Here is a 17417-nt window from a genome sequence, read left to right as displayed (position 1 = left end):
CTCATTTACAATGTTCATGTCTATAATTACAATGTCGCCGACATGAACACTGGCGCGCCTGTCCCGAGCGGCCAGCGCGCTTTCTTGAGGAATGTATGTATTTGAATGGAAAGATCGCGGCGCTGTGCCTGGCCGCCTGCGCCAGCCAGTTCCCCGCCGCCATGGCGGCACCCTTGAACTCCCCCCCTCAGACGACAACGCAATCCGAGCCCGAAGTCCGCACGCGCGACCTGTTGCTGCTGGGCGCCGGCCTGATCCTGCTGCTTGGCCGGCGCCGTCCCGATTACGACACCTGGCAAGACTAGAGCAGCAATAGCACCGCATACTCGCGGCCCTCGTCGCGCAGGGCGATGCTGTTGCCACCCTGCGCCACGCCATCGAGCGACAATCCCGCAGGCCGCCCCTGCGCCGGCTCCACCGTGATGGCATAGCTGCTGGCGCCGAAGCGGTAATGCAGCTTGAAGCGGTCCCACTCGGCCGGCATGACCGGCGCCACGCGCAGCACGTCCGCTTCGCGCGTCAGGCCAAGCAGGGATTCGACGATCAGCCGGTACAGCCATCCCGACGATCCCGTGTACCAGCTCCAGCCGCCGCGTCCCACGTGCGGCGCCACGGCATACACGTCGGCCGTCACCACATACGGCTCGACCTTGTAGCGTTGCACCGCCTGCGCATCCACGCCATGGCGCACGGGATTGATCATGCGCAGCAGTTCCCACGCTTTTTCGCCATCGCCCAGGCGCGCAAACGCCATCGCCGTCCAGATGGCCGCATGTGTGTACTGGCCGCCGTTCTCGCGCACGCCCGGCACGTAGCCGCGGATGTAGCCCGGATTCAGGCTGGATTTATCGAATGGCGGATCGAGCAGCTGGATCACGCCGGAATCACGGCGCACCAGGCGCGCATCGACCTGGCGCATGGCGCCGGCCACCCGTTCCTGGTTGGCCGCGCCCGACAGCACGCCCCAGCTTTGCGAAATCGAATCGATCTGGCATTCCTCGTTCGTGTGCGAACCCAATGGCGTGCCGTCGTCGAAGTAGGCGCGCCGGTACCACTCGCCATCCCACGCATGTTCCTCGACGTTGGCCGCCAGTGTCACGGCTTCGTCGCGGCAGAACCGGGCAAACGCCGCGTCGCCGCGCAGCACGGCCACTTCGGCGAAACGCTGCAGCACTTCGTACAGGAAGAAGGCCAGCCACACGCTCTCGCCCTTGCCATGTTCGCCCACCTTGTCCATGCCGTCGTTCCAGTCGCAGGAACCCATCAACGGCAAGCCGTGCACGCCCAGGCGCAGGCCATGGCGGATGGCGCGCACGCAGTGCTCGTACAGGTCGGCCGACTCGCCTGAACGCACGGGCAAGTCATAGTAGGAATCTTCTTCCGGCTTGACGGCCCGTCCCTCGATGAAGGGCGCCACTTCCGACAGCACATTGACGTCGCCCGTGGCGATCACATAGCGGCAGGCGGCCAGCGGCAGCCACAGGTAATCGTCGGAGCAATGCGTGCGCACGCCCCGGTCCGATGGCGGATGCCACCAGTGCTGCACGTCGCCTTCGACAAACTGGTGCGCCGCGCACAGCAGCAGGTGGCCACGCAGCAGTTGCGGCGCCGTGTGGATCATCGCCATCGCGTCTTGCAGCTGGTCGCGGAAGCCGTAGGCGCCACCCGACTGGTAATAGCCGCTGCGCGCCCACAAACGGCAGGCGATAGTCTGGTACATCAGCCAGCCATTGGCGATCACATCGAGCGATGGATCGGGCGTCTCGATGCGCACGGCGCCCAGGGTGCTGTCCCAGTGCGCGCGCACGGCATCGAGCGCACCGCGGGCCGCTTCCTTGCCAGCATGGCGCTGCACCATGGTGCTGGCGTCGGCATTGCGGCGCCCGCCCACGCCGAGGATGAAGACGATTTCGCGCTCCTGCCCCGGTTGCAGTTCGAACGGCACCTGGATCGCCGCGCACGGATCCAGCCCCGTGCCCGCCTTGCCGGACAGGCGCACGCGGCGCAAGGCAGCCGGCTGCGCCAGGCTTCCGTTGCGGCCGATGAATTCATTGCGGTCGCAGGTGATGGAACGGATGCTGGCGTCCGTATTGAAAAAGCCGACCCGGCCCGAAAACTCCGTGTTGTAGTTATTGCGCGCAAACAGGGCCCCGCTGATCGTGTCGACTTCGGTGGCCACGTGCATGCCGGACTTGGCGCGCAGGTCGGCCATCACCCATTCCACATAACCGGTGACGGACAGGCGGCGCGGCACGCCGCTGTCGTTGCGCACCTTGATCACCGAGTATTTGACGGCCGCATCGAGCGCCACATAGGTGCATAATTCCGTGGCGATGCCGCCCTCGCTGTGTTCAAACACGCTGTAGCCGAAGCCGTGGCGCGTCACGTAGTCGCCGCTGCCGCGCGCGGGTAGGGATGAGGGCGACCAGAACTGGCCGGTTTGCTCGTCGCGCACATAAAACGCTTCGCCGGACAGGTCGGACACGGGGTCGTTCTGCCATGGCGTGAGGCGGAATTCATGCGCATTCTCGCTCCAGGTATACGCCTGGCCGGCTTCGGACACCACCGTGCCGAATTGCGCATTGGCCAGCACGTTCGACCACGGCGCCGGCGTCTGTTTTTCTTCACCCGTGGTGATCACATATTCGCGGCCGTCGGGCGTGAAACCGCCGAAGCCATTTTCCAGGATCAGCTCGCGCCTTGGCGCCCGGTGCGGCACGCCGCCATGCTCGCGGGCCGGATCCTGCAGCAGCGGCGGCATGCGCAGGACGGGACTCGGTGGACGCTTGACCTGCTCGGCCAGGGTGCCGCGCAGGTCGCTGATAATGGCGCGCGCCACCGACTGCAGCAAGATGCGGTCTTCATTGGCGATCTGCTCGGCCAGGCGCACGAAGATGCCGCCCGGGCGGTCGATCGCCTGCGCATCGATGCCCGAGGCGATCAAGCCCATGATCTGGTCGTGCAGCAGTTGGCGGTAGCCCGATTGCTCTTCATACCAGATCACCAGGTCGACGATCAGCCCCTTCAGCCGCCAGTAGGCATGTGCCTGCACCATCTGGCGCGCCAGCTCGATATTGGCCGCGTCGCGTATCTGCAGCAGCACGATGGGCAGGTCGCCGGAAATGGCATACGCCCACAGGCCGGACTGGCCGCGCTGGTTCTTGATCAGGATGCTGGCCTCGGCGCGCAGGGCCGCATTCGGGTAGATCACGGCATTTGCCAGGCGCGCATACAGCTGCGCGTCCGCTTCGCTCGCGTTCAGCTGGCGCAGCACCACCTGGCTGTGCGTCCAGGCCAGTTCAAACACGCGGTCGGCCAGGTGACGGTCCTGGTATTTGTCGATCAGGTGCAGCGCCGCCTCGCGCTGCTCGACCATGCCGGTGACGCTGTCGACAGTGATGGCCTGATCGGGTTCGAGCGTGATGACGTAGCGGATGGCCACGATGGGGTCGAGCACGGAACCGTGGCTGCCACTGAGCGGCCCACTATCCTGCAGCGCCTGCGGCAGCTGCGCCGTGTTGCCGCGGCCGATGAAGCGCGCGCGGTCCGTCTCAAACGATACCTCGTAGCGCTCGATATCGTGCACGGTCATCACATGCAGCAGCCACGGCATCTGCTCGTCTTTCGAGCGAGGCCGGCGCGTGCATAAAATCGCGTTTTCATGCGCGAGGATTTCCGTCTGCACGAACAGCTTGCTGAACGCGGGATGGGCAGCATCGGCCGCCGCCGGCGCCATCACCACTTCGGCAAAACTGGTGATCTCGATGCGCCGCTGGCGGTTCGAATTATTGCTGATGCGCGTGCGGCGGATTTCGATGTCGTCTTCGGGCGAGACGACGATTTCCGTGTACAGGTCGAGGCCATGGTCGGCACGGCGGAACTCGGCCCTGCCCTCGGAAAAGATCACTTCGTATTTCTTCGGTTCGGCCAAGGTCGGCTGGTACATGGTGGACCAGACGGCACCATCGTCAAGGTCGCGCAGATAGCAGAAATTGCCCCAGTTGTCGCGCGTGCAGTCTTCGCGCCAGCGCGTCACGGACAGGTCTTTCCAGCGGCTGTAGCTGCCGCCCGCATTGCTCACCATGACGTGGTAGCGGCCATTCGACAGCAGCTGCGTTTCCGGCACGGCGCTGTTGGCTTGCGTGAGGATGCGCATCGGCATGGCCTGCTCGGGCGCGCCGCTGCGCAGCACCGCCAGTTCGGCCGTGTTCGAGTAAAACGCGCCAGCCTGCGGCGTGCGTTCCTGCAGCACCAGCAAGGCCGATTGCAGCAGCGGATCGGACTCGAAACGGCGCTGCATCGGGCGGTCGTGCAGCAGATAGCTGAGGGCCAGAAAACCCATGCCCTGGTGGTGCACCATGAAGGAGCGGATGATGGCGCTGCCCTGCCCGCGCGGCAGGCGCGCCGTGGTGAAATCGATCGCTTCAAAAAAGCCGTAACGGCCCATGTAGCCAGCCGCCTGCATGCGCTGCAAATTCTGGCACGACGCCTCCGGCTGGACCATCAGGCCCATCATGCTGGCATACGGCGCCACCACCAGGTCGTCGGCCAGACCCCGCTTCAGGCCCAGCCCCGGCACGCCAAACGCGCGGTACTGGTAATTCAGGCTGGCGTCGACCGTGTTGTAGCCGGACTCGGAAATCCCCCATGGCACGTCGCGCTGACGTCCGTAATCGATCTGCGCCTCGATGACGGAGTGGTAGGTCTGGTCAAGTAACGTGTTCGGATAATTCGGCATCACCAGCAGTGGCATCAGGTACTCGAACATCGAGCCGCTCCACGACAGCAGCACGGGCTGGCCAGCCACCATGCACAGCTGGCGGCCCAGGGCGAACCAGTGCTCCTGCGGCAGCTGGCCTTGGGCGATGGCGATAAAGCTGGCCAGGCGCACTTCGGAAGCGAGCAAATCGTAGTAGCTGGGATCCAGGCGCCGTTCGCTGACGTTGTAGCCGATGGCCAGCAGTTTTGTCGATGGGTTGTACAGGAAACCGTATTCGATCTGCGCAAAGTCGCGCGCCTGGCCCGCCGCATGGGCGATGTCGCGCATGTGGCGGCCCGCCTGGTCGCGGCCCTGCGCCAGCAAGGCGGCCAGCTCGGAAGGCAGGTCTTCCGGCGTTTCCAGGTTGGCCAGTTCGCGCAAGGTCGGCACGCGCAGCCACGCCGCATCGACACCCGTTTGGGCCGCCCACGGCGCCAGTTGCAGCAATTCGGCCAGCGCCGCGCGGCACTGGCGCGCCAGGGCGCCCGTCCACATCGACAGTTCGCCGTCCTCACTTTGCAAGGTCAGCGACAACAGCGCATCGGCCGCGCCATTCACGGCGGCGAGATAAGCATGCCATTCGGCCAGGCTGGCGGGTGCCGCCTGCGCCTGCAGCAAGTGCATGCTCTCGCGCATGGCCTTGCCTTCGCCTTCGGCGGCGATAAATTCCTGCAGCACCTGCGCCGTCGTGCGTATGCCCTGCACCACCTGCGCGCCGATGATGGGAGTGTCGTACAGTTCCACCAGTCCCGGTTGCAAGGTCAACAGATGGCCCGCCAGGTTGCCGCTGTCGACGGTCGAGATGTACATCGGCTGCAGCGCCTTGAGCGTTTGCGTGTCGTACCAGTTATAGAAGTGGCCCTGGAAGCGTTCCAGCTCGCCCATGCTGTGCAAGGTAGCGCGGCTGCGCTCGATCAACTGGCCCAGGGTGAGGTAACCGAAATCGTAAGCCGTCAAATTGGCCAGCAGGGCCAGGCCGATATTCGTCGGCGAGGTTCGGTGCGCCACCACCAGGTTCGGATGCTCCTGCATGTTATCGGGTGGCAGCCAGTGGTCATCCGGGCCGACGAAGGTATCGAAGTACGCCCAGGTCTTGCGCGCCACGCCATGCAGGAACCGTCCCTGCTCCATCGACAGGCGCGCCACGGCCCGCTCGATGGGGCGGCTGATCCACCAGGCGATGGCAGGTGCGGCTAGCCACAGCAGCAGCACCACGGCGGCGGCAGGCAAGGCTGCCGGGCGCCAGGCCAGCAAGACGCCAAAGGTGGCCAGCGCCAGCGCGGGCGAGCACCACATGGCGCGCCAGCTATCGGTCTGCGAGCCTGACGATGTGTGCAGGTTCGAGGCGCGCCAGTCGAGCAAATGCTTGTGCGAGACGCCCAGGCGCCACAGGGTGCGCACGATGGCGTCCAGGCTGAGCCACGCTTCGTACGGCAGGAAGACGAGGGTCAGCATGGCGTGCGAAAACTGCACGCCGCAGCGCCGCTCGAAGGCGGCCAAGTGCTGGCGCCACAGGGTGTCGCGCGGTTTGCGCAGCAAATCGTAGAGGGCCGAAAAGACGGGCGGCAGGAAGATGATGGCCAGCACGGCCGCGCTCCAGAAGGCCACGTGCGGCAGGAAGCCCCACACCAGCAGCAGGGATAAAGTGGTGGCAGGCGCCACGATGCTGCGGCGCAGGTTGTCGAACAGCTTCCAGCGCGACAGCATCGACAGGGGATTGCGTTCGCGCTTGCCGGCGCGGCCCGGCACCCGGCCCAGCAGCCAGCCGACCAGTTGCCAGTCGCCGCGTATCCAGCGCTGGCGGCGGCTCACGTCGGCGTCGTAGCGGGCCGGGTATTCCTCGTACAGCTGCGAGTCGCTCAAGAGGCCCGCGCGCAGGTAACAGCCTTCCAGCAGATCGTGGCTGAGGATTTTATTGTCGGGCAGGCGCTGGCCCAGCACGCGCTCGAACATGTCGAGATCATAGATGCCCTTGCCGATGAAGGAGCCCTCGTAAAATACGTCCTGATACAGGTCAGAGACCGTGCGCGTGTAGGGGTCGATGCCCGGCTCGCCGCCGCACAGCAGTTCGTAGCGCGAGGCGTTCGCGCTGGGCAGCGCCACGGCCACGCGCGGCTGCAGGATGCCGTAGCCGGCCACCACGCGCGTGCCGGCCGCATCCAGCACGGGACGGTTCAGCGGGTGCATCATGGTGGCGATGAATTCGCGCGCCGCGTCGCGCGGCAACTGCGTATCCGTGTCGAGCGTGATCACGTATTTGACCGTGCGCAGACCGCGCAACTCGCCTTCCACCAGCGAGAATTTGTCGCGCGCGCCGCCGCGCAAAAACGCGTGCAGGTCGGACAATTTGCCGCGCTTGCGCTCCTGCCCCATCCACGCATTCTGCTGCGAATTCCACAGGCGCGGACGGTGCAACAGCAGGAACGGCCCCACATGGCCCAGCTCTTCGCGATCGGCCGGGTCGCCGTTTTCCTTGAACGCGACGCCCTCCACGCGGTACTTCTCGTTCAGGCTGCGGATAGTCTCCTGCGCCTGGCGCAGCAAGGCGTCGTCGCCTGGCATCGTTTGCGCCTCGGCGTCGACGAAGTCCGTCAGCAGGCAAAAGCGCAGGTTCGGATCGCGGTTGGCGAGATAGCGCACTTCCAGCGCCTCGCACAGGGCCGCCACGTTGTCCTCACTGTAGATCAGGGTCGGCACCACGACGATGCCGCGCGCATCCGACGGAATGCCGGCCTGGTAATCCATGCGCGGCAGCGGGTGCGGCGACGTCATCAGGGTCGCCAGCCAGTTCACCACGGCCACGGCCAGCTGGCTGCTGCCCAGCAGCGCCAGCGCGCCCAGCGCCGCCAGGGGCCAGCCCTGCACGTCATGGCGCACGGCGCGTTCGAGCAGCAGCGCGCTCGTCGCCAGGGTCAGGAACGAGATCGCGCCCAGGTAGACGGCCAGCGGCGCGGCGCGCGCCGTATGCTGCAGCGCCTCGATGAAGGGCAGCCTGGCGCCGGCCTGCTTTTCCAGTACCAGCACGCCGCGCCCCACCAGGTAAAAGCCGATGTGGCCGCGCCGCGCATCATTGCCGTTGCCGTGCGTGTGCGCCAGCTGCACCACCATCTCGGCCACTTCCACTTCGCTGCGCGCGCTGCGCCTGGCGATGCGTTCGATGGCGTGGCGGTAGCTGTCGCGCGTGGCGAAATCCATCAGGCTATAGGTACCGGCCGGGTCCAGGCGCAAGGTCTGTTCGACCACGCTCATGGTCTCGACGAATTCCTGCCAATCCATGGTGCCGAGAAAGCGCAGGCTGCCGATACTGTTGGCGATCGATACCTGGTCGGCCGCCTGCTGCCCGATTTCGGACTGGATCTGCTGCTCGATGGTGAGGCCCGACTCGGCCAGCTTGTGCGTCAGCCACGACAGCGCCAGGGTCAGCGAGGAACTTTGTCCCTGCAGGCGGCGCGACAATTCGGCCACGAAGGCGCTGGTCATGGGCGGGTTCGAACGGGCCATGTCGGCCACCAGCAGGATCAAGCCGCTGGGATTGCGCTCGGCGATGTCCGTCATCTGGTCGGCCCAGGTATTGGCCAGGTCGCGCTGCATGCGGTCATCGGCCACGCGCACGGCGACGCGGCGCAGGTTTTCAATCAGAGCCAGGCGCAGCATGATGGGCACGGCCCACAGTTCACCCAGGGTCAAGGTGGCCACGTCCTGGTAAGCCTCGACGAAGTGGCACAGGTTTTCCAGGTCGACGCGGCCATCGCCGTGCGAGATGATTTCCAGCGCAATTTTATACACGCGCGGGCAGCCCGCGTCCGCGCCGGAGGTCAGGCGTGGCAGCTCCTTGCTGTAGTTCTTCGGCAAGTGGCGCCGCGTGGTGCGGATCTGCTCTTCGATCAGGTAGAAATTATCGAGCAGCCATTCCGAGGCTGGCGTGACCTGGCGCCCGCTTTTGACGGTCGCCGTCAGCTCGTTGACGGTGGCCGTGATCAGGGCCGCATTGTCGGCCAGGCGCGCCAGCAGGCGGTCGCGGCCGTGATGCCGCCCTACCGCATGGCCGGCGGCCACGTGCTTGCCGTGGGCGGCCATCTGCATGGCGCTGAATAATTCGGAACGCAGGGGCAAGGCATCGTCGCGCGCGGCGTCGAAGGTGTCCGGTGCAAAGGAATGGTCGCGGAAGATTTCCTTGACTTTGGAAATCTGTTCCTTGATCTGCTGCGTGACGACTGCGGTGTACTCTTTCAACTTGGCCTCGCTAGGTGCGCGCAGGCAGCCAGCGGCCGCCGTCACGCTGGCCCAGTCTGGAAGAACACGATCGGACACTGGCGAAGACGGAAAGCGAAGCGCCGGAGCGTTGCGACGAATCTCAGGGTATAGGGAGATTTTCTGAACTTCATCGTAGGGGCGCCCTGCGCGCAAGACCGTGCGCTAGCGTACATACCCGGCGCTTTAGGGGCGTACCGGCAAAGAAATCAGCGCGTCAAGCGGGAGAAAAATGCCTGGAGGAAATGAACGGAGGGAAAGGCGTAGCAGCACCGTGCCAATGATGGCACGGTGCAATATTTCAAGGAAGAAAATTCAAGCAGCTCATGCAGCGATGGCCAGCGGGTGACGCGTCGCCTCCGCCATTGCCATGCCGCCGTTGAGTTGCCATGCCGCGCCATGACCGAGACGGCGCAGGCAGGCGGCGGCGCGCGCGCTGCGGTTGCCGCTACGGCAGAAAAAGACCAGCGGACGCTGCGGCTGCTGCAACCATGCGGCCACCTGTCCCGCCAGACGGCTCAGCGGTACGCTGCGCACCTCGCAGCCCTCGAATACCGTGCCGGCGCAAGCCGCGTGTTCATACGCTTCGCGCACGTCGACAAGGATGGCATCGGGATGCTGGCGCAGGAAGGCGGGCAAGGCGGCCGCATCGAGCTGCAATTCGGCGGCCGGCACGATGCCGTCCCGCACGGTGCGCACGGTAGCGCAAATGCTGCCGTCGTCGCATGCGGCGCACAGCACGGTATCTTGCGTCACCAGCGCCGCATCCAGCAAGGGCGTCAGCGCCTCGGGCGCCAGGGTACCGATAAAAGCGAAGCGCTGCCCCAGCACATACACATGGTTTTCGCCACACTCGACGCGGAGCAGGCGCTGCTGGCCCAGTGACAGCTCACCGTCGATATCGATGCGGCCCACCTGTTCGATGGCGAGTTCCTGCAGCAGCGACAGGCGCGCCACGCCATGGTCGGCTGGCGCCGTCGTGTGCACGATGGCACGCAAGGTCAAATGCTGGCAGCGGATGAAGGCCGCCAGGCGCGGCACGAGCGCGGCGACGGGATCGATGACGACGCAGCTGGCGCTGGCAGCGTCGCTGAGCAACCAGGTGCACTGGCCATCGACGCTCAGCTGGATTACGCCGTCCTGCGCGCCGTCCTGCGGCGATGACGCCAGCACTGACGGCAGCAAACAACTGCTGCGCAAGGCCTCGCCGCAACGCTCGATGCGCGCGCAGGCAGCGGTAATGGTCGCCGCATCGATCAGGGGGCCGAACGACAAACGAATGGCCGAGCTGGCGCGCCATTGCGGCACGTGCATCGCTTCCAGGACATAACTGGGGAGAGCTTTGGCGGCGGAACAGGCGCTGCCCGAGCTGACGCGCACGCGCGCCGCGTCGAACAGGTCGAGCAGTTCTTTCGACGACAGTCCCGGCACGGAAAAATTGAGCGTCGTCGGCAAGGACAAGTCAAACGGCATATTGAAAACGATGCCGGGGAAAGCGCGTTCCAGGCTGGCCACCAGCTGCTCGCGGAACGCGGCCAGGTCGGCGTGGCTGCGGAAGGTCTTGCCATCGTCGAGCGCGGCCAGCACGGCGCCCAGGGCGGCGATGCCGGCCATGTTTTCCGTGCCCGAGCGCAGGCCCGCTTCCTGGCCGCCGCCCATCATCAGGGGCGTAAAAGGCGCGCCGGCGCGCACGTACAGCATGCCGATGCCCTTGGGCGCATACAGCTTGTGGCCGGAAAACGGCGCGTAATCGATGCGCGTGGCGGCCAGGTTCAGTTTCAGCTTGCCCAGCGCCTGCACGCAATCGACCATCCAGTAGGCATCGGCGCCGCGTTCCTGCAGCAGCTGGGCGATGGCGGACAAGTCGCTGACGACGCCCGTTTCATTATTCGCCGCCATCGTGCACAGCATGGCCGCGTCGCCGATCAGCGCACCGAGCGCCTGCAGATCGTGGCGCCCCTGCGCATCGACGGGCAGCTTGCGCACTTCCAGGTTCAAGCCCAAGAGCCGGTTCCAGTGCGCCAGGCTTTCCGGCACGGCCTTGTGCTCGGTCGCGCCATACAGCAGCAGGCTGCCGATGCGCTTGCCGGCATCGCGCCGTTCGCGCAGCGCGCACAGGGCCGACAGCACGGCCGTCTGGATGCCTTCGGTGGCGCCGCTGTTGAACATCAAGCGGCCGTCGCCCACGCCCAGCAGGTCGCTGGCGCGCCGGCGCACGCCATCCATCATGGCCTTGGCCTGCAACCCCGTCGCGTGGGTGCTGCTGGGATTGCCATAACCCTGCTCCATCGCTTGCCGGGCGGCGGCAACGGCGGCGGGCAGCACGCAAGTGGTGGCATTGCTGTCGAGGTAGATTTCTTTCATGATGGCAGTCTGAGTATTCTATAAAAAGGGCACAGCGCAGGCGGCTGGTACGTATGGATAGTCTACCGGCCTGCTCCCGTGAAGATATGCCAAAAAATACTTCAAACAAGGTACCATGCAGCATGTTCATGCCACAAAACACGGAATAAAAAAATGAATTCACCAAGTACTCAGCTCGACAAATTCGACTGCGCCATCCTGGCCGCCCTGCAGCAGGACGGCACCTTGTCGATCGCCGCCCTCAGCGAGAAGATCGGCCTGTCGAGCACGCCGTGCTGGAAGCGGGTCAAGCGCCTGGAGGAAGAGGGCTATATCGAAAGCCGCGTGGCCATCGTCAACCGGCAAAAAGTGGGCTTGCCCGTGACGGTGTTCGTCAGCGTGCGCACGGGCCAGCACGATGAAAAATGGCTGCGCCGCTTCGCCGCCGCCGTCATCGTCTTGCCCGAGGTACAGGAATTTCACCGCATGAGCGGCGACATCGACTACCTGCTGAAAGTCGTCACCACCGATATCAAGGGTTATGACACGTTTTATAAAAAGCTCATCAAAGCGGTGCAATTGACGGGCGTGTCGTCCGCTTTTTCCATGGAGCAAATCAAGTGCAGCACGGAATTACCGTTGGAATTGATCGCCCACGGCTTGCCTGCCTGAGGCGTTTTCCGGCCATGCCAGGCGGAGGTGAAAAATCGCGTTGCTGCAATGCAACATAAATGAACGAAAAGCAGCAATGGTGAGGCGGGACGCGCTGCGCGGCCGGTATACTGTCCCCTTGCCTGCCCGCTTTTCTTCCTCTTGCGCAGGCCATCGCACAAGGTCTTCCATGTCTCTGCTCCGCCGCCTCTCCATCCAGAAAAAACTCCTGTTCAGCATGGGCTTGTGCCTGCTGCTCTTCATGACGATCTCGTCTTTCCTTAGCGTACGCATGAGCAGCGATTACGTGCGCGAACGCGTCGTCAGCCAGGAATTGCCGGCCCAGGTGGGCGAGATCCGTAACGACGTGCTGCGCCAGATCAGCCAGCCCCTGTCCGTGGTGCAGACCATGGCCAACGATATCTATCTGCAAGACTGGGAAGATGCTGGTTTGCCCGACAGCGGGATCGCCACCTTCCAGCGCTACGCCAGCGTGCTCAAGGAAAAGAACAAGGCCGCCTCGATCAACTGGGCCTCGGCCAGCACGGGCAAGTATTTCACCACCGAAGGCTTGTTGCGCACCCTGGACAAGAACCAGGCCGCGGACCAGTGGTTTTATGGCTTGCTGGCCGGCGACAAGGCTTATACGCTCGACATCGACAAGGCGGAAAACTCCAGCGACCTGATGCTGTATCTGAATGCGCGTGGCCAGACGGCGGGCGGCAAACAGATCGCGGCCGGCCTGGGCCTGTCCATCAATGCGCTGGCCGACACCATCCGCAGCTACAAGATCGGCCAGACGGGCCATGTCTATCTGGCACGCGCGAATGGCGTGCTGCTGGTGCACCGCGACACGGCCCTGGCCGATGGCAAGCATCAACTCAAGGATTTGCCGGGCTTTAGCGATCCCCTGAGCAAGAGCCTGCTGACAGGCAACAAATACGCGTACGCCATCTATGCCGCGCCCGCGGGACGCCAGTTCGTCGCCGCCTCCTTCGTGCCGGAACTGAATCTGTATGTGATGGCGGAAGTGCCGGAAGCGGAAGTGCTGGGCAATGTCACGCGCTAGGCCCTGATCGCCGCGCTGATCGCCGGCCTGGTCGGTGGCGGCATTGCCCTGCTCATCATTTATGTCATCAGCCGCGCCATCGCCGCCCCCGTCGCAAGGGCTGCCGACATGCTCAGCGAGATCGCCAGCGGGAATGGCGACCTGAGCCGCCGCATGCCCGTGGAATCGGAAGACGAGGTCGGTGCGCTGGCCGCCGCCTTCAATCGCTTCGTCGCGTCGCTGAACGTGACGATACGCGAAGTTCGCGACAGTACCGGGTCGATTGCCAGCGCATCGAGCCAGATCGCGTCGGGCAACCTGGACCTGTCGGCGCGCACGGAAGCCCAGGCGTCGAGCCTGGAAGAGACGGCGGCCGCCATGGAAGAACTGACATCGACCGTAAAACAGAACGCGGACAACGCGCGTCAGGCAAACCAGTTGGTGGTGTCGGCCTCGAGTCACGCCGTCAAAGGCGGAGAAGTGGTCGGACAAGTCGTGCAGACGATGGGCGCGATTACGGAAAGTTCACGCAAGATCGCCGACATTATCGGCGTGATCGACGGGATTGCCTTTCAAACCAATATCCTCGCCCTGAACGCTGCCGTCGAGGCGGCCCGCGCGGGCGAACAGGGGCGCGGCTTTGCCGTGGTGGCAACCGAGGTGCGCAATCTGGCACAGAGGTCAAGCCAGGCGGCCAAGGAAATCAAGGATTTGATCGTCGATTCGGGCAGCAAGGTGGAAGCGGGCAGCAAGCTGGTCGACTCGGCCGGCGCCACCATGCAGGACATCGTCGTCTCTGTGCAACGAGTCGCCGACCTGATGGGAGAAATCGCTTCGGCCAGTCAGGAGCAAAGCCAGGGCATCGCGCAAGTCAATGCCACGGTGACGCAGATGGATGACGCCACCCAGCAAAACGCGGCCCTGGTGGAAGAAGCGGCGGCGGCGGCCCAGTCCTTGCAGGATCAGGCCGGCCGCCTGGCGCAGGTGGTCAGCGTCTTCAAGCTCGAAGAGATTACATCGCCGGCGCTTTCACGCTTGCCGCTTGCTTGAAGAAGTCATAAATACCGCTCTCGCTCATGCGACGGGCATTCGCCAGTTCGCCGCCCTTGGTGGCGTACAGCACCTGGTTGTTGTCGCTCGATACGAGCACGGCAGCCGGGATGCCTTTCTTGAGCGGATTGCCATAGGCTTGCGCCACGTCAAGGTTATGGTCGAAGTTACCCACGTCGACCTTGACGACCTTGAACTGCTGTTGCATCAACTCGGCGTTCTTGCCTTCCTTCAATGCCTTGTCCAGCGCGCGGCAATCCTCGCACCAGTTGGCGCCAAAGATCAGCAAGACTGGCACGTGCGCCGCCTTGGCTTCGGCCAGCGCGCGGGCCACGTCGGCCTTGGCGTCGGCCGCCGCGTTGTACGGCAAGTGCGGCGTGGCGACAGGGTTAGCCGGTGTGGGGGCGGCGGCAACGGCGGTGCCGGCAAGCAGCAGGCTGGCAAAGAAAATAGAAAGGCGCATGCGGGACTCCTGAGAAAAATCGTGAGGCCAGCTGAACAGCTGCCAGCGGGCGTGATTGTCTAGAATATGCGTACCTGTAGGAAATATCCACCATTTAATTACACTGTGCTTATGCGAAAAACGTATAAGCACGCCAAGGAGAAGCCGCTTGAGCATGCCAGATACCCTGCCCCCGACATTGTCCGGCGCCGCGCGCATGCTATGCAGTGCCTATCCCGGCGGCATGCCAGACACGGCGTATTTCGCCGTACTGGCCCTGCTGTATGAACACTTTTCCGACCGCAACCTGGCCGAGCTGATGGCCGCCGTCACGGGCAAGGATGCGGCGCTGGTCCTCAATGACATCTATGCCTGCGCCAGCAGCAAACCGGCGCCGTCCGCCATCGCGGCCGTCAGGAACTTGCTGGCGCGGCACGGCTTGCAAGCCGTCTGCGCCGAGGATTAATGCCCGCAGGCAGCGAAATGGAACGCATGGGATAATATCGGGCTCACACAGAGCAACGCGGCCCGAACGCGCCCTCCCCATGACGACTTCTTTCCTGGCACGCTGGCTGCCGCAACCGAACAACGGCAGCCGCCGCGAACAATTGCGCGCCTGCGCGGGCGCCATCTGCGGCCTGCTGCTGACCGGACTCATCTGCCATTTCCTGCTGGCCCCCGACAGCGCCAGCGTCTACCTGATCGCGCCCATGGGTGCCTCGGCCGTATTGCTGTTCTGCCTGCCGGCCAGCCCGCTGGCGCAACCGTGGTCCGTGGTGGGCGGCAACGTCGTCTCCGGCCTGGTCGGCATGGCTTGCGTCAAATGGCTGGGATCGAGCGTGGGCGTGGCGGCGCTGGCCGCCTGCCTGGCCATCGGCGCCATGTTTGCCCTGCGCTGTTTGCATCCGCCGGGCGGGGCCGTGGCGCTCACTACCGTGGTCGGCGGCGCCAGCGTGCATGCGGCCGGCTTTGAATTCGTCTTCATCACCGTGCTGTTCAATTCCGCCGTGCTGGTCGCCTGCGCCGTGCTGTACAACAACCTGACGGGGCGCCGCTACCCGCACATCCAGCAACTGGTCGCGCCGCATCCGCACGCCACCAAAGATGACGTACCCAGCAATCGCCTGGGCTTTTCGCCGGACGACCTCGATGCCGTCTTGCGCCAGCACAGCGAAGTGCTCGACATCAGCCGCGACGATTTGCAAGCGATCTTCCTGCAGACGGAAATGCGCGCCTACCAGCGCCGCTTCGGCGTCGTCACCTGCGCCGACATCATGTCGAAGGACGTGCTCAGCGTGGAATTCGGCACGCCGCTCGATGTGGCCTGGCGCACCATGCGCGAGCACCAGGTGGGCGCCCTGCCCGTGCTGAACCGGGCGCGCCGCGTCATCGGCATCATCACGCAGACGGATTTCCTGCGCCATGGCGGCCTCGACGATTATCAGGGCATGCGCCAGCGCCTGCGCGGCTTGCTGCAGCGCAGCGGCCTGTCCCACAGCGACAAGCCGGAAGTGGTGGGCCAGCTGATGACGCCGTCGCCGCACACGGCCCGCCTGGGCACGCCCATCATCGACCTGGTCCCCCTGATGGCCGATGCCGGCTACCACCATATTCCCATCCTCGACGATGAAGAGCGCCTGGCCGGCATCATCAGCCAGTCCGACCTGATGGCGGCCCTGTACGAAAGCCGCTTTGCCGAGGCGGCGGCATGACACCCTTCCAGGCACTGCTGACCGGCCCCGACGGCTGCCCGGCCGGCACGGCCGTCAGCGCGCATTTTTTCGGTGCGCAGCTGGCCATCGATGCGCCCGGCCATGGCGTCGATGTGGCGCAGCTGGTTGTCAGCGTGGGCGGTGTCGATGGACCGGAACTGTTCCTGAACTGGCTCGATGGCCAAGGCCGGCAAGCGTCGTTGCAACCGCTGACGGCGAGCGACATCGCCATCGTGTTAAAAGAAGCGCCGGCGGCGCTGCAGCCGCAATTGCAGCGCTTGTGGGGCGAACGCCAGCGCAACCGGCGGCAAGTGTCGGGCTGGCTGGCCGGTTTGACGGGCGCGGCCGTCGTCGCGGCCGCCCTGCTGTGGTGGCAAGGCGGCCATGCCGTCGGCGCGCTGGCGGGATGGATACCCCTGTCGACGGAAAAGCAGTTGGGCGAGCTGGCCCTCGCGCAAGTGCGCGCGCAGGGCGGCATCAGCGAGAGCGGCGTGGCGCAGCAGACGGTGCAGGAAATTGGCCGCAAGCTGACGGCCGGTTCGCGCTACCAGTACCGCTGGCTGGTCAAGCAGGACGATACGGTCAACGCGTTTGCCATGCCAGGCGGCATCATCGTCGTGCATACGGGCTTGCTGCGCCAGGCAGCCGATCCGGGCGAACTGGCTGGCGTGCTGGCGCATGAAGTGCAGCATGTGGAGCAGCGCCATTCGCTGCGGCAAATGATCAGCAGCCTGGGCTGGGGCGCCTTGGTGGGCGTGACTATCGGCGACATCAGCGCCGTGGCCGCCATGCTGGCGCACCAGGCCGGCACCCTGTATTTCAGCCGCGACATGGAAGAGGAAGCTGACCGCCTCGGTTTGCTGGCCTTGCAGCGCGCGCAGATCCGCCCCGACGGCATGCTGCGCTTTTTCCAGAAGCTCGATAACAAGGACAAGGCCAAGGTGCCGGGCTGGATTTCCTCGCACCCGCAAACGGCGGCGCGCGCGCAGCAGATCCGCAGCCTGATCGCCGCCACGCCCTGCCCCGCCTGCGTCCCGTTGGCCAGCCAGCACTGGCAGGCGATGAAAGCCTTGCTCGCGCCGGCAGACAAATAGCAACATTCCTCCCGCACAATTTATCCAAACGTACTGGGCAATGGCGTATGCTTACGCCCCGGCTGTT

The 17417-nt window shown here is 64.9% G+C and carries 8 protein-coding genes and 1 pseudogene; 6 read left to right on the top strand and 3 right to left on the bottom strand.

Annotated features, from left to right (window positions below):
- Positions 1–95 precede the first annotated feature (95 nt).
- Positions 96–305, top strand: a complete 210-nt coding sequence (locus AC3IQ7_RS02975; protein WP_322426674.1) for a hypothetical protein — start codon at positions 96–98, stop codon at positions 303–305.
- On the opposite strand, the gene AC3IQ7_RS02970 is transcribed toward AC3IQ7_RS02975, so the two are convergent.
- Both AC3IQ7_RS02970 and AC3IQ7_RS02965 read right to left on the bottom strand, forming a co-directional pair.
- Positions 302–8929, bottom strand: coding sequence for a glycoside hydrolase family 94 protein (locus AC3IQ7_RS02970; protein WP_489210375.1), 8628 nt, complete (start codon positions 8927–8929; stop codon positions 302–304). The genes AC3IQ7_RS02975 and AC3IQ7_RS02970 overlap by 4 nt on opposite strands.
- 405 nt (positions 8930–9334) lie before the next feature.
- Entirely contained in the window at positions 9335–11374 is a 2040-nt protein-coding gene (locus AC3IQ7_RS02965) for an aminotransferase class V-fold PLP-dependent enzyme (protein WP_099380525.1), read from the bottom strand.
- Positions 11375–11527: 153 nt separating this feature from the next.
- Here AC3IQ7_RS02965 and AC3IQ7_RS02960 point away from each other — a divergent pair, with 153 nt between their 5' ends.
- Positions 11528–12025 (top strand): Lrp/AsnC family transcriptional regulator, encoded by a 498-nt coding sequence (locus AC3IQ7_RS02960; protein ID WP_035823969.1) that lies wholly within the window; start codon positions 11528–11530, stop codon positions 12023–12025.
- A gap of 169 nt (positions 12026–12194) precedes the next feature.
- Positions 12195–14102: pseudogene (locus AC3IQ7_RS02955) on the top strand (methyl-accepting chemotaxis protein).
- Here AC3IQ7_RS02955 and AC3IQ7_RS02950 read toward each other — a convergent pair.
- Entirely contained in the window at positions 14065–14565 is a 501-nt protein-coding gene (locus tag AC3IQ7_RS02950) for a thioredoxin family protein (RefSeq protein ID WP_489208329.1), read from the bottom strand. The pseudogene AC3IQ7_RS02955 and the gene AC3IQ7_RS02950 sit on opposite strands and share 38 nt — an antisense overlap.
- A gap of 154 nt (positions 14566–14719) precedes the next feature.
- Between AC3IQ7_RS02950 and AC3IQ7_RS02945 the strand changes: the two genes are divergently transcribed.
- From AC3IQ7_RS02945 to AC3IQ7_RS02935, 3 genes are all read left to right on the top strand, one after another.
- Positions 14720–15010 (top strand): DUF3349 domain-containing protein, encoded by a 291-nt coding sequence (locus AC3IQ7_RS02945; protein WP_489210373.1) that lies wholly within the window; start codon positions 14720–14722, stop codon positions 15008–15010.
- A 79-nt stretch (positions 15011–15089) separates the two neighbouring features.
- Entirely contained in the window at positions 15090–16256 is a 1167-nt protein-coding gene (locus AC3IQ7_RS02940) for an HPP family protein (protein ID WP_176387664.1), read from the top strand.
- Positions 16253–17350, top strand: coding sequence for a M48 family metallopeptidase (locus AC3IQ7_RS02935; RefSeq protein ID WP_489208328.1), 1098 nt, complete (start codon positions 16253–16255; stop codon positions 17348–17350). The genes AC3IQ7_RS02940 and AC3IQ7_RS02935 overlap by 4 nt, the downstream gene beginning before the upstream one ends.
- The last annotated feature ends 67 nt before the right edge of the window (positions 17351–17417 follow it).

The sequence above is a fragment of the Janthinobacterium sp. GL_088 genome (assembly GCF_057837845.1).
Note: the sequence above shows the minus strand (reverse complement) of the source record. Positions and strands in the feature narration are given on the sequence as shown.